This is a genomic window from Streptosporangium sp. NPDC006930, assembly GCF_040635605.1.
Lineage (GTDB): Bacteria > Actinomycetota > Actinomycetes > Streptosporangiales > Streptosporangiaceae > Streptosporangium.
Window position 1 is genome coordinate 105,385 of the sequence record NZ_JBEYID010000015.1, and the last position, 25,079, is coordinate 130,463.

Genomic DNA, 25,079 nt, shown 5'->3' on the forward strand with positions numbered 1-25,079 from the left:
GCCATGCGCTGAGGACCTGCCCCTTTTCCTATCCCGTCAGCGCTCCCGCTAATCAGCGCGGATGCCCTGCTCAGCCGACGATGCCGGACTCCCACGCCCAGGCGGCGATCTCCACCCGATTCCTCGCACCCAGCTTCGCCTGGATGCTCCCCAGGTGCGTCTTCACGGTCGACAGTGAGACGAACAGCTCGGCGGCGACCTCCTGGTTGGTCCGCCCCCTGGCGACCAGGCGCACGACGTCCAGCTCACGCTCGGTGAGGGGCTCGCTGGGCGGGCGTACGCCACCGGCCCGAGGGTGGGAGAGGTGTTCGAGCAGGCGCACGGTCACCGAGGGCGACACCAGTGCGTCCCCGGCCGCCGCGGCCCGGATCGCCTCGATGAGCAGCGTCGGCCCGCTGTCCTTGAGCAGGAAACCGGTCGCCCCCGCGCGCAGCGCGCCGTAGACGTACTCGTCGAGGTCGAAGGTGGTGACGATCACCACCCTCATCGGGTCCGCCACCCCCGGCCCCGCGAGGATGCGGGTGGCCTCCAGGCCGTCCAGCTTGGGCATGCGGATGTCGAGCAGGCACACGTCCGGCCGTAACCGTCGTGCCAGCTCGACGGCCTCGGCCCCGTTGGCGGCCGTCGCCAGAACCTCCATGTCCTGCTGGGCGTCCAGAATCATCTGGAACCCGGTCCGCACCAGTTCCTGGTCATCGGCGATGAGCACCCGAATCGTCACCTGTTGGATTGTGCCAGCCCTGAGGCGGTCACGGATCGGGCATCCGGCCGATGTGCCGGTAAGCGACGGCGAATCGTCCTTTCGGCCGACCCCGTCCGGGAGACGTGGAGACGATCGGTCGATCTGCCGCCGTCCTCCGCACGGGAAAGTGCTCGCGTGAACGTTGTCCTTGAGGGATCCGGGCTGGTCAAGCGCTTCGGAACGGCCGTGGCGCCGGGCGGTGTCAGACCGGCGATCCATGCGGGCGAGGGCGTGGAGAAGGCAGGGGCAGGCCGAGGCGGGTGGGTGGGGAAACGGGGTGCCGGATAACTTTTCTCTTCCCGGCCGGTGATCGGGGGGCCGGGAAAGGCACTCCTTGGTGTGGATGATCCAGAAGCGCGATTCACCGCGCTGTACGACCAGCACTATCGCAGCGTGCTCGGCTACACGCTGCTGCGCGCGGAGCGGCAGGCGGCCGAGGACATCGCGAGCGAGACGTTCCTGATCGCCTGGCGGCAGCTGGAGGAGCTGCCGGAGCCGTCGCTGCCCTGGCTGCTCGGCGTCGCCCGGAACCTGCTGCGCGGGCAGCGGCGTTCCGGGCTGCGACGGCGGGCACTGGTGGAACGGCTGGCGGAGCTGTCCTCGGAGGGCGACGTGACCGAGCGGGTGGCCGAGCAGGTCGCCGAGCGCGAGGCGGCTCTCGCGGCGCTCGCCGGGTTGTCCGAGCTGGACGCCGAGGCGGTGATCCTGGCCAGCTGGTACGGGCTGGCTCCGGCCGACGCCGCCAAGCTCGCCGGCTGTTCCGCCCGGGCCTTCACCGTTCGCCTGTATCGCGCCCGCCGCCGCCTGTCCCAGGCACTCGACCTCACCCCGGCCACTACCCTGCAGGAGCAGCCTTGAACGACGTCAACGAACGTGTCCGCGCGCTGCGCCCGGACGCACTCACCGAGGACGCCCACCGGCGGCGCCGCGAGGCCGATCTCGCCCGTGCCTTCGCGACGGCCGTGTCCGGGCCCGATCGTGCGTCCGGTCGCGCTCCCGATTCCGTGTCCTTCCGCGTGCCCCTCGACGCCTCCCGCCCCCTGTCCCGTCTCCGCCTCACCCCCGGGATCGTGCTGACCGGCGCCCTCGTCGGGCTGGCCGCCGCCGTGACGGTGCCCGCCGTCATGACGGGGACGGTCGGGCTGCGGGGGCCGGGCGGGGGCCGGACCGCGGCGATCGCCTCCCCGGACCCGGCCTCGGGCACCTCCCCGGTACGGCACCCCGAGGCCCAGGTGCCGCCCTCCGAGACCTCCGGCTCGCTCCCGGTCGCGACCCCCGGCACGCGGGTGGTCACGCTCGACGCCCGGTCGTTCCTGCTGACGGGTGCGGAGACGGCGGCGCGCACGACCTCCCCGGAAGGCCGGTACTGGTTCGAGCGCACCAGGACCTTCGAACCCGCCGGGTCCGGCGCGACCGTCGCCCACACTGACGAGTCCTGGTATGACGGCCGGGCCGGGCGGATCGTGTCTAACCAGGATGTAAATATCACTTTCGCCACTGAAGCCGCGAAGGCGGCATGGAGGGCGAAAGGGGCCCCGGCACTGTGGCCCGGGCCGCGTACCGAGGACTTCTCCCGGCTCTCGCTGCGATGGCGGGTCGGGAGCGAGACGCTGACCATGGACGAGGTGCGGGACCTGCCCGGTGACGCCGAAGAGCTGGAGCGGTGGCTCCGCTCGGCCCACCGGGACGGGCCGTTCCCGGCCTTCGTCTTCGACGCCGCGCGGTACCTGCTCGCCTCACCCGCGAGCCCGGCCACACGTGCCGCGACGTTGCGCGTCCTCGCGGCCCAGCCCGGGATCGTCCTGAAGAAGGACGTCCTCGACCCGCTCGGGCGCACCGGCTTCGCCGTCATCACGGCCGAAGGCCACCACACCCTGGTCGTCGACGAGTCGGGGGCGCGCCTGCTGGCCTTCGTCTACACGGGCCCGGACGAGAGCCCCCGTACCGGTGACCGTTCCGCGCACCTCCCCTTCCGCAAGGGCCTCAGGATCGCCTACGAGGAGTCCGGCTGGGTGGGGAAGGTCGGCGTTCGGAGGTGACGTCCGCCCCGCCGCACGGCGAGACCGGCGGGCGGCGGGGCGGTCCTCGCGCGAGGAGGAGCGGCGTCGCCCGGGACGGGGTCAGCCCAGGACGAGGTCCCTGATGGTCTTCAGGGAGGCCTCGTCGCGAGGGCCCATCACCAGGAGGTTGCTCACCGGGCTGTTACGCCACAGCTCAAGGCGTTCGCGGATGCGGCCCGCGGGGCCGACCAGGGAGATGCCGTCGGCCAGCTCGTCGGGGATCGCGTTGAACGCCTCGTCCCTGCGTCCGGCCAGGTAGAGGGCCTGGATCTCCTCGGCGGCCTCGGCGTAGCCCATCCTGCCGATGATGTCGGCGTGGAAGTTGCGGCTCTTGGCCCCCATGCCGCCGATGTAGAGGGTGAGCATCATCTTCACCCCGTCCAGCGCCGCTCGGACGTCGTCGGTGATGAGGGTCATGACCATGGCGGCGATGTCGAAGCCGGGGTCGGCGCCGGCGAGCGAGGGGCCGTACATCCGCTCGATCTTCTCGGGGAACACGAACAGCGGCAGCCAGCCGTCGGCGATCTCGGCGGCGAGCGCGACGTTCTTCGGCCCCTCCGCACCCAGGTAGAGAGGGATCTCGGCGCGCAGCGGGTGGGTGATCAGCTTCAGCGGCTTGCCGAGGTTCGCGCCTCCCGGGTAGGGGAGGGGATAGTGCTCACCGTCGCTGGTCACCGGCTCCTCGCGGCGCCACACCTTGCGCATGATCTCGACGTACTCGCGGGTGCGGGCGAGCGGCCTGGGGAACGGGTTTCCGTACCAGCCCTCGACGACCTGGGGCCCCGACGCGCCGATGCCGAGCAGCAGCCGCCCGCCGGTGAGATGATCCAGGGTCATCGCGGTCATCGCGGTCGCCGCCGGGGTTCTGGCGGAGATCTGCACCACGGATGTGCCTAGTTTGATCCGGGATGTCTGCGCGCCGTACCAGGCCAGGGGGGTGAAGGCGTCGCTACCGTAGGCTTCCGCGGTCCAGACGGACTCATAACCCAATCGCTCCGCGGTCTGGACGAGTTCGGTGGCGTCGTCGGCGTTCCGTTGCCAGTAGCCGAGGTTCAGGCCGAGCTTCAGGTCGGTGCTCACGGGGTTCTCCTCGCGACGCGGCGCCGGACGGATCCCGCAATTAGAACACGTTCTATATTGGTCGGTCGAGTGTGAGGTGTCGAGATTCTGTCTTTCGGGAAGCGTGTTTCTGTGCTCAACGCCGCTCGCAAACTCCTCTCCCTGGTGTCGCTGCTCGCCCTCGCCGCCATGGGAACGATCCCGGCCGTGGCGCACGCGCAGGGACGGCCCAACATCGTGTTTGTCCTCGTCGACGACCTGGAGGCGGGTGATCTGCGGAGATTTCCCAACATCTGGAACCTCCTCGCGCAGGGCGGCACCGGCTTCGACAGGTTCTTCGTGCCGAACTCCTGGTGCTGTCCCTCGCGTGCGTCGATCATGCGCTGCCAGTACGTGCACAGCCACGGCGTGCTGACCAACACCGCCCCCGAAGGGGGGTTCACCAAGTACTACACATCCGGCCTGGAACGCTCCAACATCGCGACCTGGATGAAGTCGGCCGGATACCGCACCGGGCTGATGGGCAAATACCTCAACCACTATCCCGGCGGCGCCACCTCCGCCACCCACGTGCCTCCCGGCTGGGACGAGTGGGACGTGCCGGTGCGCAGGCTGTACGAGGAGTACGGCTACACGCTCAACGAGAACGGCATGCTGCGGAAATACGGCTTCGCGCCGCAGGACTATCTGACCGACGTGCTCAGCGCGAAGGCGAGGGCGTTCGTCTCCCAGCCGAGCCAGGATCCGTTCTTCCTGTATCTCGCCCCGGTCGCCCCGCACAACCCGGCCAACCACGCCCCCCGGCACGAGGCCGCCTTCGCCGGGGTGGTGGCCCCGCGCACCCCGTCCTTCGACCAGGCGGATGTCAGCGCCGAGCCGCTCTGGCTCAGGTCGCTCCCGCCGTTCGACGCCGCGAGGATCCGCAAGATCGACCGGCACTACCGGGACCGGCTCCGGGCGATGCTCGGCGTGGACGACATGGTGGGCGCCCTCGTCGAATCGCTCAGGGTCTCCGGCAAGCTCGATGAAACGTATATCTTTTTCTCCTCCGATAACGGGTTCCACCTGGGCCAGCACCGGCTCGGCCAGGGCAAGACCACGCCCTTCGATGAGTCGATCAAGGTGCCGCTGCTGGTGAGGGGACCCGGTGTGCAGGCGGGCCGCGTCGTCGGCGACATGGCCGCGAGCGTGGACCTCGCCCCGACGTTCGCGCAGCTCGCCGGGGTCACGCTCCCCGACTTCGCCGAGGGGCGCTCCCTGCTGCCGCTCCTGCGGGGTGAGACACCGCCCTCGTGGCGCCAGAACGTGCTGCTGGAGTTCTACCGCCCGACCAGCCCGGATTCGGCCCGCCAGACCCCGGTCCCCGCCTACCAGGGGATGCGGACCGCCCAGAGCACCTTCGTCCGCTACTCCACCGGCGAGTACCAGATCTACGACGTCGTCAGGGATCCCTACCAGCTTCACAACCTCGCCGCGGAGATCCCGCTCCCCGTGATCGCCGAGTTCAACCGGCAACTCGACGCCCTGGTCTCCTGCTCGGGCGCCTCCTGCCGCTCAGCCGACTCGGTCAGGCCGCCCCTGTTGCCCTTCAAGCCCCTCATCATCCTCAGCCCGTGGGGGACGTGAGATGCCGGGGTAGGCCCGTCGCAGGTGGTCCTCGACGGCGGACGAGGCCTCCGCCGCGTCCCCGGCGGCGATGGCCCGGTGGATCCGGCGGTGGTCGGCCATGAGCCCCGCGGTGTCGCCCAGGCGCTCGACCGCCTCGACCGCGTAGCGGCGGAGCGAGTCGCGCAGGGAGAGCATCATCGCGGTGGTCAGCCTGTTGCCCGAGGCCTCGGCGATGGCGACGTGGAAGTCCGTGTCGTGCTCGACGAACTCCTCGGCCGTCGTCGTGGCGTCCATGCGCTCCAGTGCGGCGGTCAGGGCGGACAGGTCGGCCCCGTGGACGGCGGCGTGCGAGACCGACCACTTCTCGATCATCAACCGGGCGTCGACGACCTCCTCCAACGACAGGTTCGCCAGCCCGAGGTGGAGCCTGAGCAGGTCGCTCAGGGCCTCGGCGGGCCTGGAGATGAGGAGGGCCCCCGCGTCGGGACCTCGTCCGACCTGCGAGGAGACCACTCCCAGCGTCTCCAGCACCCGCATCGCCTCGCGTACCGACGACCGGCTCACCCGTAGCTGCTCGGCGAGTTGCCGCTCGCCGGGCAGGCGATCCCCGACCCTGAGGCCGTCGTCCGCGATGCGGCGCTCGATCTGGGCGATCACCTCCTCGAACGTCCGGGTGCGCCGGACCGGCTGCCAACCGCTCAAGGGGACCTCCTCTTGTGGAGAAATATGGTCAGACCATACTGTGGTCAGGCCATTGAAAGGAAGGAGCGCCGTGCGCGTCGCCCTCTTCGTCACCTGCGTGAACGACACCCTGTTTCCCGGCACCGGGCGGGCGGTCGTCACGCTGCTGCGCCGCCTCGGATGCGACGTCGACTTCCCCACCGCCCAGACCTGCTGTGGCCAGATGCACGTCAACACGGGATATCCCGAGGAGGGCAGGAGGCTCGCGCGGCACTTCGTGGACGTCTTCGCCCCCTACGACGCGGTCGTCGCGCCGTCGGGATCGTGCGCCGCGATGGTCCGCGAGCAGTACCCCCGGCTCGCCCGCACCGCCGCCGCCCCCGCCCAGGTCAGGGCCGGGTCCCCCGGGGGGCTGATCACCGGGACCGTCGGGGCCTCGGCGCCCCGGACGGCTCCGCCGAGAGGCTCGGGCCCCGCTCCGGCGCCTCTCGCGGGCGAGCCGGAATCGCCTGCTCCGCCGAAGGACCCGCGCCCCGGTCCGGCGTCCCGAGCGGACGAGTCCGGATCCTTCGCCGCCGAGGTGGCCGAGCTGGTGCCCAGGGTCTACGACCTCTCCGAGTTCCTCGTCGACGTCCTCGGCGTCACCGACGTGGGCGCCTACTTCCCGCACCGGGTGACCTACCACCCGACCTGCCACTCGATGCGGATCCTGCGCGTGGGAGACCGGCCCACCCGGCTGCTGGAGCAGGTCAGGGGGCTGGAGCTGGTCCCGCTACCCGGTGCCGACGAGTGCTGCGGCTTCGGCGGCACCTTCGCGGTGAAGAACCCGGCGATCTCCGCGGCGATGTGCGCCGACAAGGTGCACAACGTCGCGACCACCGGCGCCGAGGTGCTGTGCGCCGCCGACAACTCCTGCCTGATGCACATCGGCGGCACCCTGAAACGCCAGCGCACCGGTGTGCGGATCATGCACCTCGCCGAGATCCTCGCCGCCACGGAGACCACCCGATGAGCGGCCCGGCCGTCGGTGAAAGAGCCGCAGGGGAGAGAGCCGTCGGCGAGAGGGGCGTCGGTGGGAGGGGCGTTGACGAGAAGAGCGTCGATGAGAGGACTCACGTGAGGGAGGCCCACCGGTGAGCGGCACGTTCCTGGGCATGCCCGCCTTCCCGGCGAACGCCGCGGTCGCCGTGCGGGACTCGCAGCTCAGATACAACCTCCGCAGGGCCACCCGCACGATCCGCGGCAAGCGGGCCCTCGTGGTCGACGAGCTGCCCGACTGGGCCGAGCTCCGCCGGGCGGGCAAGGAGATCAAGGACCACACCCTGCGCAACCTGGAGCACTACCTGCTCCGCATGGAGGAGGCCGTCACCGCCGCGGGCGGCCACGTCCACTGGGCGGCCGACGCCGAGGAGGCGAACAGGATCGTCACCGACCTGGTCAAGGCCACCGGCGAGACCACCGTGGTCAAGGTCAAGTCGATGGCCACCCAGGAGATCGGCCTCAACGAGGCACTCCTGGCAGAAGGCATCACCGCCTACGAGACCGACCTGGCCGAGCTGATCGTCCAGCTCGGTGACGACTGGCCCTCGCACATCCTGGTCCCGGCGATCCACCGTAACCGTTCGGAGATCCGCGAGATCTTCCAGGAGAAGATGGCCGACTGGGGCCGCGCGGCGCCCGAGGACCTGACCGACGAGCCCCGCGCCCTCGCCGAGGCCGCCAGGCTCCACCTGCGCGAACGTTTCCTGTCGACCAGGGTCGCCGTCTCCGGCGCCAACTTCATGATCGCCGAGACCGGCACGCTGGTGGTGCTGGAGTCCGAGGGCAACGGGCGGATGTGTCTCACCCTGCCCGAGACGCTGATCAGCGTGGTCGGCATCGAGAAACTGCTGCCGAGCTGGCAGGACCTGGAGGTCTTCCTCCAGCTGCTGCCCAGGAGCTCCACCGGCGAGCGGATGAACCCCTACACCTCCACCTGGACGGGCGCGACCGAGGGCCAGGAGTTCCACCTGGTGCTGCTCGACAACGGCCGCACGAACGTGCTCGCCGACGAGGTGGGCCGCCAGGCGTTGCGTTGCATCCGCTGCTCCGCCTGCCTCAACGTCTGCCCGGTCTACGAGCGCGCCGGAGGCCACGCGTACGGATCGGTCTATCCGGGACCGATCGGTGCGATCCTCACCCCGCAGTTGCGCGGGACCGCCTCGGAGCTGGACGCGTCGCTGCCGTACGCCTCGACTCTCTGCGGCGCCTGCTTCGACGCCTGTCCGGTCGCGATCGACATTCCCGAGGTCCTGGTCCACCTGCGCGGCAAGGTCCGCCACGCGCGCGCCGAGCGCCTGGGCATGCGCGCCGCCGGGTGGGTGTTCGACCGCCCCACGCGGCTGGCACGCGCCCAGCGGTTCGGCGGACGCCTGCGCAGGTTCGTCCCCGGCCGCCTGCCGGGGCCGCTCTCCGCCTGGACCGACACCCGCGACATTCCCGACATCCCCGCCGAGTCCTTCCGCGACTGGTGGAACCGTACCGACGGAGGTGCCCGATGACCGCCGGAGCAGCATCCCCCGCGCCCGGTCCCGGGCGCCCGTCCGGTGCCTCCTCGGGTGCGGGCGACCTCTCCCACAAGAGCGGTTCCTCGGCTGCGGGTGGTCTTTCCGGTACGGGCGGCTCCTCGGGTACGGGCGACCTCTCCGGTACGGGGGCCAAGGAGCGGATCCTGGCGAGGATCCGCTCCGCCGTGGCCGGAGCTCCCGACGTCGAGATCACCCGCGCCTACCGCACGTCACCGGGGCCGGCGGACCCGGAGGGCGCGGTGGAGCTGTTCGCCGAGCGTGTGGCCGACTACCGGGCCGTCGTCCACGTGGTGGACGAGGCGGAGGTCGCCGCGACGATCGCGGCGGCGCTGGCCCGGCGGGGCGCCGCCCGGCTGGTCGTCCCTGAGGGACTGCCGCCGGAGTGGGCGCCGGACGATCCGGTCACCGACGACCCTCCGCTGAGCGCGGTGGAACTGGACGGGGTGGACGGGGTCGTCACCGGATGCGCGGTCGCGATCGCGGTGACCGGCACCATCGTGCTGGACGCCGGACCCGGCCAGGGGCGGCGGGCACTCACCCTGGTCCCCGACTACCACCTGTGCGTGGTGCGGGCCGGGCAGATCGTGGCAGGAGTCCCAGAGGCCGTCGGCAGGCTCGACCCCACCAGGCCGCTGACCTGGATCAGCGGCCCCTCCGCGACCAGCGACATCGAGCTGAACCGGGTGGAGGGCGTGCACGGCCCACGCACGCTGGAGGTCGTCATCGTCCGCTGAGCCGTCACACCTCCAGCCGGTTCGGCGGGGACGATCCTCGCCGACGGAGGTCGTCGTCCGCTGAGCCGCACCCCGAGCCGGCCCGGTCTGGATGATCACCACCGACTCGTCGTCCGTTGAGCCGTTCCCTTCGGATGCCGATCCGGCCCGTCCGGGCAGGATCGGGATCTTGCGCGGGCGGGTCCCGCCGAGGTGAGGTTGGGACCACACATCCCCCGGCAAGGAGGGCGCGTGACCGCCTTCGTACCCGATCCGCCGATCCTGACCGGCCGGCTCGTGATCCGGCCCTTCCGCCCGGGTGACGCCCCTCGCGTCCGCTCGGTGATCAGGGCGCGTGACAGGTTCCTGCCGCCAGGCGCCCCCGGGCACCCGTCGGGCATCTCCCAGTGGCTCTCCCACGGCGTGCACGAGTTGCACCGCTCCGGCCAGGGCGTGCACCTGGCGATGGAGGCCGACGGGCTGATCGTGGGCGCGATCAGCCTCTTCAGGACCCTCTGGGGTGCGGGGACCACCGAGGTCGGGTACGGGGTGCATCCGCTGCACCAGGACCGGGGTTACGCCACCGAGGCCCTGCTCGGTGTGGCGCGCTGGGTGTTCGAGACCACGGAGATGCGCAGGATCGAGCTTCGCGCCGCCCTGGACAACACGGCCTCCCTGCGGGTCGCGGAGAAGGCCGGTTTCGTCAGGGAGGGCGTACTTCGCGCCGCCGACCTGGGGGAGGACGGCCCGCGCGACATCGTGGTGTTGGGAATGCTCAGAAGCGATCTGTCCTGATCCACGCGGGATTCTCGTGTCGCGGGCGGCGCGATGGACGTCATGCCTGGTCGGGAGGGGGGAACGGGCGGGGAGGGTACGCGGGATGTGGAACGGCGGCGTGGCCGTGCCGGACGTCTCCCGCGAGCCTGGTTGACGCGCCAGGGCGTGTGATCCACATGGGCCGACCCGCTGGGGAGCGTCGCCCGCCGCGGTCGATCCGATCTTCGTCATCCGCGGGATCAACGGGAAGAAAAGATAGAATTTACCGATCCGTTACCTGTTCATGCGGTGCCGAAATCGGATATGGTCGCGATTCGCTACTGCGTAGTCCCAGGTCAAGGTCATTGGAGTCCTGTTCCATGATATTTAGCGAGGGGACTGCCGGATTTACCCGGCAGGTGAATTGCTTCCCTGCTATGGTTCCGATGTCTGAAGCGGTCAGGGCTTGGCCGTCGCCTACCTCCGTCGAGGGAAGCGAGAAGCCGCTCCCCTCAGGGGGCGGAGGAGTCACGAAACCGCCGCTGCTGCTCATCGGGCAGGGCTCGCACGACGACAATGGATCCGCTGAATTCGGCAGGTTCATCCATCGGCTCCGCTGCCGCCTGGATCAGACGGCAGTGGACGTCTCCGGTGGTTACATCGCCAGGGCCAGACCGCGCCTCAGCGACTCCGTCGCCTCGCTGGTCGCTCGCGGGCACCACCGGATGGTGGCCCAGCCGATGAGCCTCGCCGGAGACGTGTGGCTCGGCGCGGACATCCCTTCGGCGATGGCCCGCGAGCAGGAGAGGCACCCCATGCTGACCTGCGACTACGGCCGTCCCCTCGGCTCGGACCCGCGCATCCTCGCGCTGCTCGCCGAGCGTCTGGCCGACGCGGCGGCCGAGGTCGCCAGCCTCCGGCTCGTCCCGGCCGCCGCCGGGGTGTTCGACGACGAGCCCGAGCACATCGAGATCGGTGAGACCGCCGTGGTCCTGGTCGGCGACGGCTCCACCAGTCCCGAGACGAACGCCGACGTGCACCGGGTCTCCCGCCTCTTCTGGGAGACCCACGCCCACGAGTACATGACCGTGGAGACGGCCTTCGTCTCCCTCACCCCGCCCGGCGTACCCGGCGGCATCGAGCGCTGCCGCCGCCTCGGCGCCAAGCGCGTGATCGTCGTCCCCTACCTGCTGTTCGCCGGTGGCCTGCTCGACCGCGTCTGGGCACAGGCGATGGCCTACGCCGCCGGACACCCGAATCTGGACGTCCGCTGCGCCGACGTCATCGGCGACTGCGAGGGCCTGGCCGACGTGGTCATCGAGCGTTACGAGGAGGCGCTCAGCGGCATCGCCTGGTGATCCGTCGATCCCCGGCAGCTTGGTATGACTTTTCGGTATTTTCCCGAAAATCCGTATTCAAGGGAGAATGATCATATGACCACCCTTGAGGAGACCATCGCGGCGATCCGTCCCGCGGACCCGGCGGCCGTCGCCGAAGCCCGCGCCCACCAGGACCGCCTGACCAAGCCCCGTGGCGCGCTGGGCGCCCTGGAGGACGTGGCGGTACGACTGGCGGGGGCCGCGGCGGTGAGCCCTCCGCCCCTCCCCGCCCCCGCGGCTCTGGCGATCTTCGCGGCCGACCACGGCGTCCACGCCAGGGGCGTGAGCCCGTGGCCGAGGGAGGTCACCCTGCAGATGGTCGGCAACTTCCTCGCGGGCGGCGCCGTGGCCAACGCCTTCGCCGTCCAGGCCGGCGTCTCGGTGACGGTCGTCGACGTCGGTGTGGCCGCCGACCTCGACCCCGCGCCCGGCCTGACGATCAGCAAGGTCGCGTACGGCACCGCGGACCTGTCCGCCGGACCCGCGATGACCCCGGAGCAGGCGGTCGCGGCACTGGAGGCCGGCATCGCCGTGGCCCGCGACCTCGTCGAGGGAGGCGCCCGCTGCCTGATCACCGGCGACATGGGCATCGCCAACACCACCGCCTCGGCCGCACTGATCTGCGCGTTCACCGGGCACGACGCGGCCGTGGTGACCGGCAGGGGCACCGGTGTCGACGACGAGACCCTCGCGCGCAAGGTCGAGGTGGTCCGCGAGGCCCTGCGGGCGAACGGCCTGGAGCTCGAACGGGACAGTGCCTCGGAGATGTCCGCGCTGCGGACGCTGGCCGCGGTCGGCGGCCTGGAGCACGCCGCGATCGCCGGATTCGTCCTCGCCGGGGCGGCTCTTCGCGTACCGGTCATCCTGGACGGTGTCATCGCCGGGGCGGCGGCGCTGGCGGCGGCGGCCCTCGCCCCCGACGTCGTCGACCACTGTGTGGCGGGGCACCGTTCGGCCGAACCCGGCCACGCCGTCGCCCTGGATCACCTCGGCCTGCGGCCCCTGGTCGAGCTGGAACTCCGGCTCGGCGAGGGTACGGGTGGCCTGCTCGCCCACCCCATCGTCTGTGCGGCCGTCAGGGTGATGCACGAGGTCGCGACCTTCGATTCCGCCGGTGTGACGGACAAGGAAACCTGATCCAACCGTCACGGTCGCGGCTTGTCCGCAGATCAGCCGCGGGAATCCTCCGGCTTCGGTCGCGGGGAGGAAGTCAAGTACGGAAGTCTTGGGGCGGCAGGTTGACAGCGGTCAGCCCTGTCTTGACAGCTGTTAACACGGGCGCAGTGAAGCGGGCGCCATTAGCCGGTAGGTTTACCTCCTAGCACGCCATGCTTCGCAATTCCTCGTGAATGGGAGATCGGTCGCCATGTCGCCGTACCTGCTTGGCTTGCGCCTCTCTGGGCGGCGAGTGCTCGTCGTGGGCGGAGGGCGCGTCGCCCAGCGGCGGGTGCCGGCGCTGCTCGACGCGGGCGCCCTGGTCACCGTCGTCTCGACGAGCGTCACGCACGCCCTCGACGACCTCATCGCCACGGGTCGCGTGACCTGGGAGGCGAGGCGCTACCAGGTCGGCGACGTCGACGGGGCCTGGCTGGTGCAGGCCTGCACGAACGACCGCGCGGTGAACGCCGCGGTGGCCGCGGAGGCGGAGGCCAAGCGCATCTGGTGCGTACGCGCCGACGACAAGGACGCCTCGGCGGCCTGGACCCCGGCCAGCGGCAAGGTGGACGAGATCAGCGTGGCGATCACCGCCGGAGGCGACCCCCGCCGCGCCGCCGGGATCAGGGACGCCGTCGTCGGAGCCCTCAGGGACGGCACGGTCGACGCCAGGCGCAACCGTACCAAGCCGGTCGGCGTCGCCCTGGTCGGCGGAGGGCCCGGCGACCCCGGCCTGATCACGGTCCGCGGGCGGCAGCTGCTGGCCCAGGCCGACGTGGTCGTCGCCGACCGCCTCGCCCCGCAACCTCTGCTCGACGAGCTCTCGCCGGACGTCGAGCTGATCGACGCCGCCAAGATCCCCTATGGTCGTTACATGGCCCAGGAGCGGATCAACGAACTGCTGATCGAGCACGCCAAACAGGGCAAGTTCGTGGTCAGGCTCAAGGGCGGTGACCCGTTCGTCTTCGGTCGCGGTGGCGAGGAGATGCTCGCCTGCGCCCGCGAGGGCATCCCGGTCACCGTGGTTCCCGGCATCACCAGCCCGATCGCGGTGCCCGCCGCGGCGAACGTCCCCGTGACCCATCGCGGCGTGAGCCAGGAATTTCACGTGATTTCCGTACATGTTCCGCCGGGTGATGAGAGATCCACCGTCGACTGGCCTAATCTGGCAAGATCCGGCGGAACACTGGTGCTTATGATGGCGGTCGAACGAATCGGCGCGATAACCGAAGCGCTGATTCGTGACGGCCGTTCGCCGGAAACTCCCGTAATGGTGGTACAGGACGGTACCCTTCCCACCCAACGCGCTCTTTACGCCACGCTGTCCACCGTGGCGGAGCGTGTGAGCGCGGCTGGGATTCGACCACCTGCGATCGTGATCGTCGGCGATGTCGTGAAGGTCGGCCAGGAGGTCGAGATGGTTCGAGCGGAGCGAGTACCGTGAAATCGGCGTCCAACAGGCCCCCTCAACCGGGTGGTGGCCGTGACCCTCGCCTCGCCGGCACCCCCCAGGAGCCGCCTGACGACACCTCGTCGGACGACAAGGAATCCCCCGGCGAGCAGACGGTGACCTTCGGCGCCATCCGTGCCGACGACGACGCGGCCTCCATCCGCGCCCGCACCCGACCTCCGGGTGCCCAGCCACCGGGGACAGCCGTTCCCAGGGCGGCCACCGGCCCCGCCGTGCCCCGGGGCCGGACACCGGGTCCCGCGACCCAGGCCGGAGGGGGCGGCTCCACCGCGCCCTCGGGCAGGACGGCGGGTCCGGCGGGAGGCGGTCCCGCGACCTCCGCCGAGGCGAGCGACCCCGCGGCCCCGCCCGCCTCCAAGGAGACGATGGAGGCCTTCCACGCCGCGGCCGCCGCCGCACAGGCCAAGATCGAAGCCATCACCGCCTCCCGTGCCCGCGAAGCGGCCGCCAAGCCCGCCTCCCCGGGCACCCAGGGCAACCGCCCGGCGAATCCCTCCCGAGGCGGCCCCGCCACGGCCCCCGGTCAGGGCGGTCCCGCTTCCCCCGGTGTCCCTCGCGGAGGCACTCCCTCCGCGCCCGGCGCGACTCCTGGTCAGGGGGTTCGTCCTTCCGCGGGTGTCCCCCGTGGAGGTGCTCCCGCCTCGCCCGGCGCGGCTCCCGGGACGCCCGCTCCCCGTGGCTTCCCCGCCTCACCGGGTGTTCCTGCTTCTCCGGGCGCTCCCCGTGGGGGCACACCCCCGACTGCTCCCCGTGGGGGCACGCCCGCGGCTCCTCAGGGTACCCCCCGAGGGCGGGGCGCCCCCGGTGGCACTCCGGGTGTCTCCCGCGGGGGTGCCGCAGCCGGCTCTCCCGGCGCCGCCTTCCGCCCGGGTGCACCCGTTCCTCCGAGCGCTCCGGGCGGTGCCGACGCCGCTCCCGGTGCGGCCTTCCGCCCGGGTGCTCCGGTGCCTCCGAGCGCGCCTGCTGGTGCGGACGTCGCCCCCGATGCGGCCTTCCGTCCCGGTGCTCCTGTCCCTCCATCCGCACCCGCTGGTGCGGATGCCGCTCCCGGTGCGCTTTTCCGTCCGGGTGCACCCGTTCCTCCGAACGTCCCTCGCACCGGTGGCCCCGCCAGGCCCTCGTCCGGTGCTCCCGCACCTCAGACCTCCGGGGCTCCAGCCTCCCCGGCCGAACCCGGCGCGATCTTCCGTCCGGGTGCTCCGGTGCCTCCGAGCGCACCTGCCGGTGCGGATGCCGCTCCCGGTGCGCTTTTCCGTCCGGGTGCACCCGTTCCTCCGAACGTCCCTCGTACCGCCGACCCCGCCACCTCCCCGTCCGGAACCGGCGCCGAGGCCTCCGTCTCCGAGGAAGTCCCGGACCCCGCGCCGGAGACGGGATCTTCTGCCTCCGGCACCGCTGTAGAGGAAGCCCCCTCCCGGTCCGAGGGCGACGCCCCCGACAGCGAGTCCGGCACCGGAGGCGCTCCGTCCCTCCGCGCGAGCCGGGCGGAGGAGAAGCAGGAACGGTCCGACAAGGACGCGGAGCCGGACGAGGTCGTTCTCGGCACGATCTCGCAGGAACGTCGGAACGACTCCGAGGACGACGCGGAGAGCGACGGCAGCACACCGGACACCGGCCACGCCGAGGACGACGAGGCCAAGAGCGGCGAGGTTCGGAGCGACGCCACGGTCGCCACCGCCGACACCGGCATCGCCGACGAAACCGCGAGTGACGCCGAGCCCTCCGCGGCCGCCGACGAGACGCCAGGCGAGAACGAGGACGGGGGCGACGACGCGGCCGGTGACGATGTCCGGGACGAGGCCGGAACCGTCGACGGCGACGAGGAGAGCAAGAACGAGGAGGCCCAGGGCGAGGAAACCCAGGGCGAGAACGACGAACGCCGAAGTGAGGACGAGGAAAGCCGGAGCGAGGGCGAGGATGGAGCGCCGGATGGGATGCGGGAGACCCTGCTTCCCGAGGCCGTCTCCGAGGCGCTGAGCAACGCGCTCACCGCCGTACGCACCGGCGTCACCGACCTCACCTTCGGCCTGGACCTCCCCGGCGCGGAGGAGGCGAGGCGGGTCCAGAGCGAGATCCTCGCCCAGCTCGACGACTACGTGATCCCGCGCGTCCACACGAGCACCGCGCCCGCGCTCGTCGTGGTGGCGGGTTCCACCGGCGCGGGCAAGTCCACGCTTCTCAACACCCTGGCCAACGCCAAGATCAGCGCGACCGGAGTACGTCGCCCGACGACCGGCACGCCCATTCTGGCCTGCCACCCCGACGACCATGAGTGGTTCGCCGAGAGCGACCTGCTCGGCAGCCTGCGGCGGCTCGGCGAGCCCGACCCCGAGGCCGCCTCGGGGAGCCTCGTGCTCGTCTCCACCGAGCATCTCCCCTCCGGTGTCGCCCTGCTCGACACCCCCGACATCGACTCGGTCGTCGAGGAGCACCACGAGATCGCCCACCGCATGCTCGACGCGGCCGATCTGTGGATCTTCGTCACCACCGCCGCCCGGTACGCCGACGCCCCGGCCTGGCGGCTGCTGCGCCTGGCCAAGGAGCGTGGAGCCCGGCTGGCCATCGTGCTCTCCCGGGTGCCGCCCAGGTCCCGAGAAGTGATCACCAAGCACTTCGTCAGGATGCTCACCGAGTACGGCCTCGGCGAGGTCGAGCGGTTCGTCATCAACGAGAGCAGGGTCACCGACGGGATGCTCCCCGACACCGAGGTGAGCGAGCTGCGTCAGTGGCTCACGGATCTCTCGGTCGACGACCGGCGCCGCGCGCAGGCCGTACGGGCGACCCTGGACGGGGTGCTGAACAGCTTCCGCACCCGTGTCCCCGCCCTGGCCAAGCACCTGGAGATCCAGGTCGCCTTCCGGAGGGACCTTCGCGGCGACGTGGACGGCGCCTACGCCCGCGCGATGGCCGACATCGACAAGAGCACCGAGGACGGTTCGCTGCTCAGGGGTGAGGTGCTCGCCCGCTGGCAGGACTTCGCCGGGTCCGGCGACCTCATGCGTACCCTCCACCTGCGCAGGCCGAGCCGCTTCGGCGGCAAGGCGAACCAGCAGGCGCCCGAGCGGATCAGCGCGCTGAAGTCCGCGCTGCGGGCGGGGCTGGAGTCGGTGGTCGTCTCGGCGGCGCAGCGGGCCTCGGAGGAGGCCGCCTCGCGCTGGCTGAACCGCCCCGGCGCGCAGGAGGCCCTGGCCGCGACCCCCGATCTCGGCCGCCCGTCCGACGACTTCGCGCGCAGGACCGGCCGGGCCGTCGCGGCCTGGCAGGAGCACATCGTCGAGCTGATACGCACCGAGGGGGTGACCAAACGGGCGGTGGCGAGGGTGATCTCGTTCGACGACGAGTCCCTCTCGCTGATCCTGACCATCGGGCTGCTCGGTTTCGGTTCCTCGGACGAGCGGAACGGCGCCGGGGCCCTGCCGCAACGGCTGGTGCACGCGCTGCTCGGCGCGGAGTCGCTGCGCAACCTCGGCGTGAAGGCCCGGAGCGATCTCCGAGCCCGGATCGGCATGCTCTTCGACGACGAGATGGCGCGTTACGCCCAGGCTCTCGACGGTGCGGGCATACCTGACGAATCCGCCGCCACCCGCCTTTACCAGGCAACGTACAACCTTGAGGTCGCCCGATGAGTGTTGGCACCACCCAGTCAGGCCAGGGTCTCGGCAGCCGGCTCGCCGCGCTGGCTCGGATCGTGGAGCTGGGGCCGGGCAAGGTCGAGCCCAAGCTCCTCACCGAGTCGGGTCAGCTGCTGCTGCGCGCCGGTGACAGGCTGAAGCTCTCCTCCGAGCACACCGTGGTCGCGCTCGCGGGAGGTACGGGCAGCGGCAAGTCGACGCTCTTCAACTCGGTCTCCGGCCTGGAACTGTCGCCGACAGGGGTGCGCCGCCCGACCACGGCCCGCACGCACGCCTGCGTCTGGGGCCTGGACGGGGCGGGTCCGCTGCTCGACTGGCTGCAGATCCAGTGGCGGCACCGCTTCGCGAGGGCCAGCGCCCTGGACAAGGACGAGGGCCAGCTTCACGGGCTGATCCTGCTCGACCTGCCCGACCACGACTCCATCCGGGCGCTGACCGACACCGAGGCCGACCGGCTCATCCAGATCGCCGACCTCGTCGTCTGGGTGCTCGACCCGCAGAAGTACGCCGACGCCTCCACACACCGGCGCTACGTGACCGATCTGGCCGGGCACGAGGCCGTGACGATCTTCGTACTCAACCAGGCCGACAAGCTCGACCAGGAGGAACTCGCCGAGTGCGTCGAGGACCTGGACGGCCTGCTCCGCCGTGAGGGGGTCGAGAACCCCGTGATCGTCACCACCTCGGCGATCATGGGCAGAGGCGTCGACGAGCTCAAGGCCGTCCTCGCCGAGACCGTCTCCAAGCGCAGGGCCGCGACCCAGCGGCTGGAGGCCGACCTTGACCGGCTGACGCTCCGCCTCGCGAAGGTCATGCCCGCCGACGGTGCCTCCCCACCCTCCTCCATCGACGACGCCCGCAGGATCGGTCTCACCGACGCGCTCTGCGACGCGGTCGGCGTCCCCGCGGTCGGCGAGGCGATGGAGAACGTGTACGCCGCGCGGTCCGGTGAGTGGGTCGGCTGGCCCTACACCCGCTGGGCCGCCAAGCTTCGCCCCGACCCGCTGAAAAGCCTGCGCCTGGGCAAACTGCGAGACGAGATCCATGGCCTGACCGGCGGTTCGGTCAGCGCGCAGCCCGCCGAGGTGGACACCGCCGTCCAGGCGCTCACCGACGGTCTGACCTCGGGCATGCACGAGGCGTGGCAGAACGGGATCAGGGACGCCGCGCGCTCCCGCTCCGCGCAGCTGCCCGAGGTGCTCTCCGAGGAACTGTCGGAGGTCGCGCCGAGACTGGACAGGGTTCCCGGCTGGTGGCGACTGCTTCTGGCCTGGCAGTACTTCCTGGTCCTGCTCTTCGTCGTGGGCCTGGCCTGGGTCGGTACGGCCCTCGCCTACGGCGTTTTCGGTCTGGGAACCCCGCCACAAGGGCTGGAGATGTTCGCCGACGCGGCCTCACTGCCGTGGGTCGGATTGATGATCTTCTCTGTCCTGGGGCTCGGTGTGCTCACCGCGACGGCGAGCCGCAACTTCGTCGTGCTCGGCGCGGGCAACGAGCGTGACGCGCTGGAGCGCGAGATGCGCCGCAGGGTCGCCGGGATCGCCGAGAACATGGTGATCGAGCCGGTGGAGCGGGAGCTGGCCCGTTATAGCGAGTTCAACTCGGCGATGCGGGGCCTGCGGGACTGACCCCTCCCCGCCGGGTTGTTCACGGCCTTCTCACGCGTGTCGTGAAGCTGTTTTCAGCGGGGGCGAAGTCGACAGACCTGGTTGTCCACAGCTTTCCCACGCATGTCGTGAACCTGCTTTCAGCGGGGATGAGGTCGGCGGGTCCGGTTGTCCACAGCCTCCTCGCGCACCCCGGGCTTTTCCACAGAGCGTGATTCGGTAATCCGTGCGAGGGGCGGACGGAGCGATCGTGTCCTTCATGCCGCCGGCGCTCGGCCGGCTCTCATGGGAGGCACGATGAACGACATCTACGTCACGCTGACCGGTAACGTCGCGGCTCCGCCGCGCCAGCACACCTTCCCCGACGGCTCCCGGGTGACCTCACTCAAGATCGCCTCGACGAGTCGTTACTACGACCGGGAGAACCAGCAGTGGCGCAACGGCGAGACAACCTACTTCGGCGTCCGCTGCTTTCGCGGGCTCGCCGACAACGTCGCCCAGTCGGTCCAGATGGGCCAGCCGGTCGTGGTCCAGGGGAGGCTGCGGATCCGCGAGTTCGCCCATGAGGGAGAGCGCCGGTTCATGCCCGAGGTGGAGGCGAACTCGCTCGGTCACGACCTGCGCTGGGGGCTCGGGAGCTTTTCCAAGCCGCAGCGCGGCGGGCCGGTCGCGGCTTTGGGCAGCGCGGAGCGGATCGAGCTTGACCGCGAGACCTCCGACTGGGCCATGAGCGGCGGCGCCCCCGTCGCGGCCGGGGCCCTCGGCGCCACGTCTCCGCTGAAGACCGGCTCCGACGCCGAGCCCTCCACGCCGCGCGAGGTGGAGATCACGCCGGACGGTGAGGCGACCGAGGCCGGCGCGATCTCCGCTGGCTCCACCGCTCACCCGGAGACCACCGGCCCCCAGGACACCACTCATGTCTGGGAGGCCGTCGAGGCCCCGCCGCGCCCGGCGGACCACGAGCTCACCGGGCAGGGCCACGGTCCCGCCAGGGAGGAAACGGCGGAGGGACAGGCCGTGACCGGGAGGACGAAGGCGGCGAGAAGCACGACGACGAGGCGGCGAGGCACGACGGGGGCGCGAGGCCCGAGCGTGGGGGAGGCGCCCGTCGGGAGCGGGCCGGGCACGATGAGGATCCACCCGGATACGAGCGACGAGACGCCCTGGCCGACCCGGGCACCCATCGCGGCCTGAGCCGCTTCAGGCGGAGAGGTCTGGGCTGCGGACCTTCCAGTCGACCGGGAACTCAAGGCCGGAGCGCGGACTGGAAGAGGTACAGGGTGGGGAGGCCGGCGTCACGGACGGGGATGGGATCGGGTCCGTGGACGCCGGCCTCCGGGTGCGGTCCACGCCCGGTGTGGGGGAGTGGTGGGCGTGGGCCGGCTCCGGGGCCAGGGGGATCGGGGGACGATCCTGGCTGCCCGGAGGTTGGGGGAGTTCAGGGGTGGTGTCGTCGGGGGGTGAGGTCGAGCTGGCATTGCTCGGTCGGGAGGTCGAACCAGACGGCGGTGCCGAGTTGGCCGGTGCCGCACAGCCGGGTCCATTGGGTGCCGCAGTGGCCGTGGGTGAGTTCGGTGACGATGCGCAGACCTCGGCCGCCGGGTTCGAGGTCGTCGAGGTGTTCGGGGACGGCCGGTGGGCGGCGTAGGAGGTGGTCGATGAGGGTGGTTCCTGCTCCGGCGTCGACGACCTCGGCGCGGACGGGCAGGTTGTGGTCGTGCAGGAGGCGTAGTTCGTAGGGGGCGGGGGCGTAACGGGTGGCGTTGGTGACGAGTTCGGAGATGACGATCTCCAGGTCGTCGAGCACGTCGGGGTCCGGGAGCTGTTTGGCCAGCTGGTCGCGGAACAGCTCCCGGGCACGGCGGGCGGCGTTGCCGAGAGGCAGGCACCAGGCGGTCATCCGGAAGCGGTTGTGGAGTCTGCCGTGCCCGTCGGGGTCCGGGACGGGCACGTGCTCGATGAGCATCGTCGCTCCTAACGGGTGGGAAATGGAGACGTTTCGCCGGCGGACGGAAACCGGTTTTGGGAAAGTCGCCTATGGCGGGATGGGGCGCTGTTCATTAGGGCTTTCGTGAAATTCCTGCCCTAATTATCCGTTGTGATGAGACGATTTCGGAGCGTAGTGTTGCGGGGGCGGAACGAACCGAACGGCCTCAAGAAAACCTGCTCGCACCCCTCTCGAACAGGGAGATCTCGTCGTCCGGGGTTGTCCCCTCTTCAGGGAAGCCTCTCGTGGCCTGTCCGGGTGGATTAATCAGATTTACAGTCGGAGAAAGGGGAGTGGCGAATGTCCGGACCAGTCTCTATGCAGCCCGGAGAGGTCTTCGTCCATCCGTTGAGTTATGTCCGCGCCGAGCGCGGCTGGACCTACCAGGACCTGGTGACCGTCATCGCCCGACGCGTCGGGAACATGGCGCGAAGGAGGGAGAAGGCGTGGCGCTGGGAGCACTGGGGGGTCGTGCCCGACCGGGATACCCAACTCGCTCTCGCCGCCGAGCTCGGCGTCTCCCCGGAGACTGTCCACGCCCGGCCCTGGCCCGGCTGGCTGCCGGTCGGCGACCCCATCCGAGTCGACTTCTCCTGGGACCAGACGGGCAGTCGGCTCGCTCTCAACCACGCATTGGAGAAGGCGATGATGGACCGGCGAGGTTTCGTGCGGCTGACCGGGATGAGCCTGACCGCGTTCGCGACCGACTGGCTCAACGTCGAACCGGCCCGGCTCACCTCTGTGCTGGGCGGGGGCCAGATCGGTGAGGAGTTCGTTGAGCAGATCGAGGCGAGCCTGCCTCGCCTGTACACCCTGCAGGGCAGCCACGGCGGGCAGTACGTTCGCAAACTGCTCGATGCCGAGCTCGGCATGGTCACCGGGGTGCTGGAGAAGTCCTCCTACAGCGAGGCCATCGCCCGGCGTCTTCACACACTGGCCGCAGAACTCGGGCAGATAGCAGGGTTCGCCTCATTCGACACGGGCCTGCATTCCGCGGCTCAGCGATACTGGGTCGCCGCAGTCCATTCCGCGCACGCGGCCGGTGACCGCGCTTTGGGGGCGGACATCCTCAAGTCGATGGCTCTGCAATGCAGGGACGTAGGCGACTTTCCCGGTTCCTTGACCCTTGCCCGTGCCGCCTACGGAAGCGCCGGAGAGGTCACGCCGCGCACCGCCAGCGTGCTGGCCGTGCGTCTGGCCGGTGCTCACGCGAGTGTCGGTGACAAGGCCGAGGCTCATCGCTTCCTGGGCATCGCCGACACCCAGTTCGGGCGTGGCGCTCGCGCGGACGACCCCCGATGGGTCCGGTGGTTCGACGAGGGGGCCTTCCACAGCCATGTCGGCGCCTGTCACCTCGATCTGGACGACCTGCGACGCGCGGACCTCCACCTGGAAAAGGCCAGGAACGGGTACGCCCCGACCCGGCGCAGAGACTATGCCACCTACCTGATCAGGCGTGCCCGCGTCCAGAACGACCTCGGCAACGCCGACCAGGCCGGTGACCTGCTGCACCAGGCGGTTCCGCTGATCGAGCAGGCCCCCTCCAAGCGCAACGTCGGCAAGTTGCTCGCCGTTCGCGATCGCCTACCCGACGACACCCGCAGGAGCGACCTCGACCAGAGGCTGTCCACCCTGACCGGGTGACCGTGCCCGAACCTCGACGCGTCGCCGGAGCCGGTCTCCGCGGCCCTGGCGGAGTCATCGCCGTGGAACCGGCCGAACGTGCTCTCGGAGATGACTCTCTTGACGGCTCTTCGATGTTGAGAGGGAGGTGCCCTCTTGGCGTCCTCCCCCTACCTGGTTCGTTTTCGATCCCACGACCTGTGCCCGGGTGTCGGATGACGATGCCGGACGTCGAACGGCCGTGATCGGGCCACGAGGCCCTGAAAAGGCAGGGGAGAGGAAGCGCTGGAGGATTCGACGAGGGGAGAGGGGAGATCCAGGGGGTTCGAGTGAGCAGGGTGTCTGGTGGGGGGGCAGCAGGCTCGCATGGAACACGGCGAGAGCCTGGGTGCGGGCGAGGTGAGGGGGCACCGGCCGGGCGCGGTCGGGGTCTCGCCGTGACTGCGCGGTGACGCCGAGATAACCGGCCGATGGTCTTGCCCGTGTCAGATGCCGAGACACCTGTTAGGTCCAGGTCACGCCCCGCAGCATGGCTTGCTCCTTTCCCACCACGGCCCGCTCGCGAGCGAGCGGTTTCCAAGTCGTGAGCCGGCCGGTGGGCTGACTCACTCCGCCAAAGGTAGCGGTTGCCATCGCGCGTCGCACACTCCGCAACTATTGTGTTACACATCGTTAGTCGGAGAGGGGGACGACATGGTGGCTCCCAGTCACTCACCGGTCAAACCACGCGACGGCATGACACCTTTGGTCGATCGATGGCCCCTGCTGGGGCAGCGTCGTCCGCTGGTCGGCTACCTGTGCGGGATAGTAGCGCTGGATCTCGTCGCGATCGTGTTCTTCTCGATTTCCGGTGTTTTCCGCTGGTCCGATGTGCTGACGTTCGCGGCGTTGATGATGTGCGGAGCCGTGTGCATCGAGGCGACCCGGAGGCTCGGCATGCCCGCGGGCGTCTACCGTGATCTGCTGTCCGCCTGGTGGTTACCCGCAGCTCTGCTCCTCCCGCCGATCTACGCACTCCTGGCGCCCATCCCGCTCCAGTTCCTGCTGCAGAAGCGGGTGCGTGCGACGGTGGTCTACCGGCGGGTCGTCAGCTCGGCGGCGATCGGACTGGCCGGATGCGCGGCCTCGCTGCTCTTCCACGCCGTGGTCGGCGACCTGGGGGCGCTGACCAGGGGGGAAGGATGGCCGATCCTCGTCGCCATCGGCTGCGCGATCTTATTCACAGTGATCAACACCGCGCTGATCGCCATCGCCGCGCACACCGCCGACCCCGAAAGCCGCTGGCGGGAGGTCCTGTGGAACCGGGAGAACCTGCTCCTCGACTTCGTCGAGCTCTGTCTCGGCGTCCTCGTCTCCATCACCTGCGGGCTCAACCTGGCCCTGCTGGTCCTCGCGCTGCCCCCGGTCGTGCTGCTCCAGCGCAGCCTGCTCCACGCCCAGCTCCAGGCGGCGGCCCGCACCGATCTCAAGACCGGTCTGCTGAACGCCGCGGCCTGGCAGCGGGAGGCCGACACCGAGATCGTCAGGGCGCGGCGCACCGGGGAGACGCTCGCGTTGCTGATCGTCGACATCGACCACTTCAAGAAGGTGAACGACACCTACGGTCACCTGATCGGAGATCAGGTCCTCGTCGGGGTGGCCGACACCATCCGCAGCCAGCTGCGCGACTACGACGTGGTGGGCCGCTTCGGCGGTGAGGAGTTCGTCGTCCTGCTGCCCAGGGCCGATGTGACCGAGGCGCGCAGGGTCGCGGAGCGACTGCGCTCACGGGTAGGGCGGATGGCCGTCCCGGCCGACGACAACATGATCACTGTGACCATCTCGGTCGGTGTCGCGATCATGAGTGTGCACGGGGACGACCTGATCGAGCTGCTCGCGGCGGCCGACCTCGCTCTTTACCGGGCCAAGGAGCTCGGCCGCGACCAGATCTGCCTGTCGGCCACCATTGTGCCCCCGGCCCGCAGGCCCGGATCCGAGGCCGCTCCCGGCTGAACCGCGCCCTATCCGGGGCCGCCCATAGCTGAACTCCCCAGGCCCTA

General features: G+C 70.6%; 20 protein-coding genes. 15 read left to right on the forward strand and 5 right to left on the reverse strand.

The window, feature by feature from the left end; translation table 11 throughout:
• Window positions 1-70 precede the first annotated feature (70 nt).
• Window positions 71-721: a response regulator transcription factor gene (locus tag ABZ664_RS25170; protein WP_362514727.1), complete on the reverse strand. Its 651-nt coding sequence runs from the start codon at window positions 719-721 to the stop codon at window positions 71-73.
• 360 nt (window positions 722-1,081) lie between these two features.
• Here ABZ664_RS25170 and ABZ664_RS25175 point away from each other — a divergent pair, with 360 nt between their 5' ends.
• Together ABZ664_RS25175 and ABZ664_RS25180 are read left to right on the forward strand one after the other, a co-directional pair.
• Window positions 1,082-1,600, forward strand: a complete 519-nt coding sequence (locus ABZ664_RS25175) for an RNA polymerase sigma factor (RefSeq protein ID WP_362514730.1) — start codon at window positions 1,082-1,084, stop codon at window positions 1,598-1,600.
• The gene (locus ABZ664_RS25180; protein ID WP_362514734.1) at window positions 1,597-2,781 is read left to right on the forward strand and encodes a hypothetical protein; all 1,185 of its coding nucleotides are present in this window, start codon (window positions 1,597-1,599) and stop codon (window positions 2,779-2,781) included. Before ABZ664_RS25175 ends, ABZ664_RS25180 begins: the two co-directional genes overlap by 4 nt.
• Window positions 2,782-2,862: 81 nt before the next feature.
• On the opposite strand, the gene ABZ664_RS25185 is transcribed toward ABZ664_RS25180, so the two are convergent.
• Window positions 2,863-3,882 carry an LLM class F420-dependent oxidoreductase gene (locus ABZ664_RS25185; RefSeq protein WP_362514739.1) on the reverse strand — a complete coding sequence of 340 codons (1,020 nt, stop codon included), beginning with the start codon at window positions 3,880-3,882 and terminating at the stop codon, window positions 2,863-2,865.
• Window positions 3,883-3,993: 111 nt separating this feature from the next.
• Here ABZ664_RS25185 and ABZ664_RS25190 point away from each other — a divergent pair, with 111 nt between their 5' ends.
• The gene (locus tag ABZ664_RS25190; protein ID WP_362514743.1) at window positions 3,994-5,487 is read left to right on the forward strand and encodes a sulfatase; all 1,494 of its coding nucleotides are present in this window, start codon (window positions 3,994-3,996) and stop codon (window positions 5,485-5,487) included.
• On the opposite strand, the gene ABZ664_RS25195 is transcribed toward ABZ664_RS25190, so the two are convergent.
• Complete coding sequence (locus ABZ664_RS25195) at window positions 5,416-6,171, reverse strand: FCD domain-containing protein (RefSeq protein ID WP_362514746.1); 756 nt, start codon at window positions 6,169-6,171, stop codon at window positions 5,416-5,418. The two genes, ABZ664_RS25190 and ABZ664_RS25195, sit on opposite strands and share 72 nt — an antisense overlap.
• Window positions 6,172-6,241: 70 nt before the next feature.
• Here ABZ664_RS25195 and ABZ664_RS25200 point away from each other — a divergent pair, with 70 nt between their 5' ends.
• The 7 genes from ABZ664_RS25200 (at window position 6,242) to cobA (ending at window position 14,164) form a co-directional block, all read left to right on the forward strand.
• A complete protein-coding gene (locus ABZ664_RS25200; RefSeq protein ID WP_362514749.1) occupies window positions 6,242-7,162 on the forward strand; it encodes a heterodisulfide reductase-related iron-sulfur binding cluster in 921 nt (306 codons plus the stop codon).
• 121 nt (window positions 7,163-7,283) lie between these two features.
• Window positions 7,284-8,690, forward strand: coding sequence for a lactate utilization protein B (locus ABZ664_RS25205; RefSeq protein WP_362514753.1), 1,407 nt, complete (start codon window positions 7,284-7,286; stop codon window positions 8,688-8,690).
• Window positions 8,687-9,451, forward strand: a complete 765-nt coding sequence (locus tag ABZ664_RS25210; RefSeq protein ID WP_362514756.1) for an LUD domain-containing protein — start codon at window positions 8,687-8,689, stop codon at window positions 9,449-9,451. Before ABZ664_RS25205 ends, ABZ664_RS25210 begins: the two co-directional genes overlap by 4 nt.
• Window positions 9,452-9,682: 231 nt before the next feature.
• Complete coding sequence (locus ABZ664_RS25215) at window positions 9,683-10,225, forward strand: GNAT family protein (RefSeq protein ID WP_362514759.1); 543 nt, start codon at window positions 9,683-9,685, stop codon at window positions 10,223-10,225.
• Between the two features lie 407 nt (window positions 10,226-10,632).
• Window positions 10,633-11,544, forward strand: coding sequence for a sirohydrochlorin chelatase (locus ABZ664_RS25220; protein ID WP_362514762.1), 912 nt, complete (start codon window positions 10,633-10,635; stop codon window positions 11,542-11,544).
• 75 nt (window positions 11,545-11,619) lie between these two features.
• Entirely contained in the window at window positions 11,620-12,702 is a 1,083-nt protein-coding gene (cobT, locus tag ABZ664_RS25225) for a nicotinate-nucleotide--dimethylbenzimidazole phosphoribosyltransferase (protein ID WP_362514765.1), read from the forward strand.
• A 229-nt stretch (window positions 12,703-12,931) separates the two neighbouring features.
• Window positions 12,932-14,164 carry a uroporphyrinogen-III C-methyltransferase gene (cobA, locus tag ABZ664_RS25230; protein WP_362514768.1) on the forward strand — a complete coding sequence of 411 codons (1,233 nt, stop codon included), beginning with the start codon at window positions 12,932-12,934 and terminating at the stop codon, window positions 14,162-14,164.
• A gap of 22 nt (window positions 14,165-14,186) precedes the next feature.
• Here the strand turns inward: cobA and ABZ664_RS25235 are convergent, their stop codons facing one another.
• Entirely contained in the window at window positions 14,187-14,609 is a 423-nt protein-coding gene (locus tag ABZ664_RS25235) for a hypothetical protein (RefSeq protein ID WP_362514771.1), read from the reverse strand.
• 784 nt (window positions 14,610-15,393) lie between these two features.
• On the opposite strand from ABZ664_RS25235, the gene ABZ664_RS25240 reads away from it, so the two are divergent.
• From ABZ664_RS25240 to ssb, 3 genes are all read left to right on the forward strand, one after another.
• Entirely contained in the window at window positions 15,394-17,817 is a 2,424-nt protein-coding gene (locus ABZ664_RS25240) for a dynamin family protein (RefSeq protein ID WP_362514773.1), read from the forward strand.
• Window positions 17,814-19,451 (forward strand): GTP-binding protein, encoded by a 1,638-nt coding sequence (locus ABZ664_RS25245; protein ID WP_362514776.1) that lies wholly within the window; start codon window positions 17,814-17,816, stop codon window positions 19,449-19,451. The genes ABZ664_RS25240 and ABZ664_RS25245 overlap by 4 nt, the downstream gene beginning before the upstream one ends.
• Window positions 19,452-19,727: 276 nt before the next feature.
• Window positions 19,728-20,624 (forward strand): single-stranded DNA-binding protein, encoded by an 897-nt coding sequence (gene ssb, locus ABZ664_RS25250; protein WP_362514779.1) that lies wholly within the window; start codon window positions 19,728-19,730, stop codon window positions 20,622-20,624.
• A gap of 244 nt (window positions 20,625-20,868) precedes the next feature.
• Here the strand turns inward: ssb and ABZ664_RS25255 are convergent, their stop codons facing one another.
• Window positions 20,869-21,396 carry an ATP-binding protein gene (locus ABZ664_RS25255; RefSeq protein WP_362514782.1) on the reverse strand — a complete coding sequence of 176 codons (528 nt, stop codon included), beginning with the start codon at window positions 21,394-21,396 and terminating at the stop codon, window positions 20,869-20,871.
• A 321-nt stretch (window positions 21,397-21,717) separates the two neighbouring features.
• Here ABZ664_RS25255 and ABZ664_RS25260 point away from each other — a divergent pair, with 321 nt between their 5' ends.
• Both ABZ664_RS25260 and ABZ664_RS25265 read left to right on the forward strand, forming a co-directional pair.
• Window positions 21,718-23,061, forward strand: a complete 1,344-nt coding sequence (locus ABZ664_RS25260; protein ID WP_362514785.1) for a hypothetical protein — start codon at window positions 21,718-21,720, stop codon at window positions 23,059-23,061.
• Window positions 23,062-23,775: 714 nt separating this feature from the next.
• On the forward strand, window positions 23,776-25,032 hold the full coding sequence (locus ABZ664_RS25265; protein WP_362514787.1) for a GGDEF domain-containing protein: 1,257 nt from the start codon (window positions 23,776-23,778) through the stop codon (window positions 25,030-25,032).
• Window positions 25,033-25,079 lie beyond the last annotated feature (47 nt).

Excerpts from the sequence above, each read along its gene's own strand:
- ABZ664_RS25235 (WP_362514771.1), bottom strand. The coding sequence starts at position 14,609 with ATGGCTTCGATCTTGGCCTGTGCGGCGGCGGCCGCGGCGTGGAAGGCC.
- ABZ664_RS25245 (WP_362514776.1), top strand. The coding sequence starts at position 17,814 with ATGAGTGTTGGCACCACCCAGTCAGGCCAGGGTCTCGGCAGCCGGCTC.
- ssb (WP_362514779.1), top strand. The coding sequence starts at position 19,728 with ATGAACGACATCTACGTCACGCTGACCGGTAACGTCGCGGCTCCGCCG.
- ABZ664_RS25265 (WP_362514787.1), top strand. The coding sequence starts at position 23,776 with ATGACACCTTTGGTCGATCGATGGCCCCTGCTGGGGCAGCGTCGTCCG.
- cobA (WP_362514768.1), top strand. The coding sequence starts at position 12,932 with ATGTCGCCGTACCTGCTTGGCTTGCGCCTCTCTGGGCGGCGAGTGCTC.
- ABZ664_RS25260 (WP_362514785.1), top strand. The coding sequence starts at position 21,718 with ATGTCCGGACCAGTCTCTATGCAGCCCGGAGAGGTCTTCGTCCATCCG.
- cobT (WP_362514765.1), top strand. The coding sequence starts at position 11,620 with ATGACCACCCTTGAGGAGACCATCGCGGCGATCCGTCCCGCGGACCCG.
- ABZ664_RS25255 (WP_362514782.1), bottom strand. The coding sequence starts at position 21,396 with ATGCTCATCGAGCACGTGCCCGTCCCGGACCCCGACGGGCACGGCAGA.
- ABZ664_RS25220 (WP_362514762.1), top strand. The coding sequence starts at position 10,633 with ATGTCTGAAGCGGTCAGGGCTTGGCCGTCGCCTACCTCCGTCGAGGGA.
- ABZ664_RS25210 (WP_362514756.1), top strand. The coding sequence starts at position 8,687 with ATGACCGCCGGAGCAGCATCCCCCGCGCCCGGTCCCGGGCGCCCGTCC.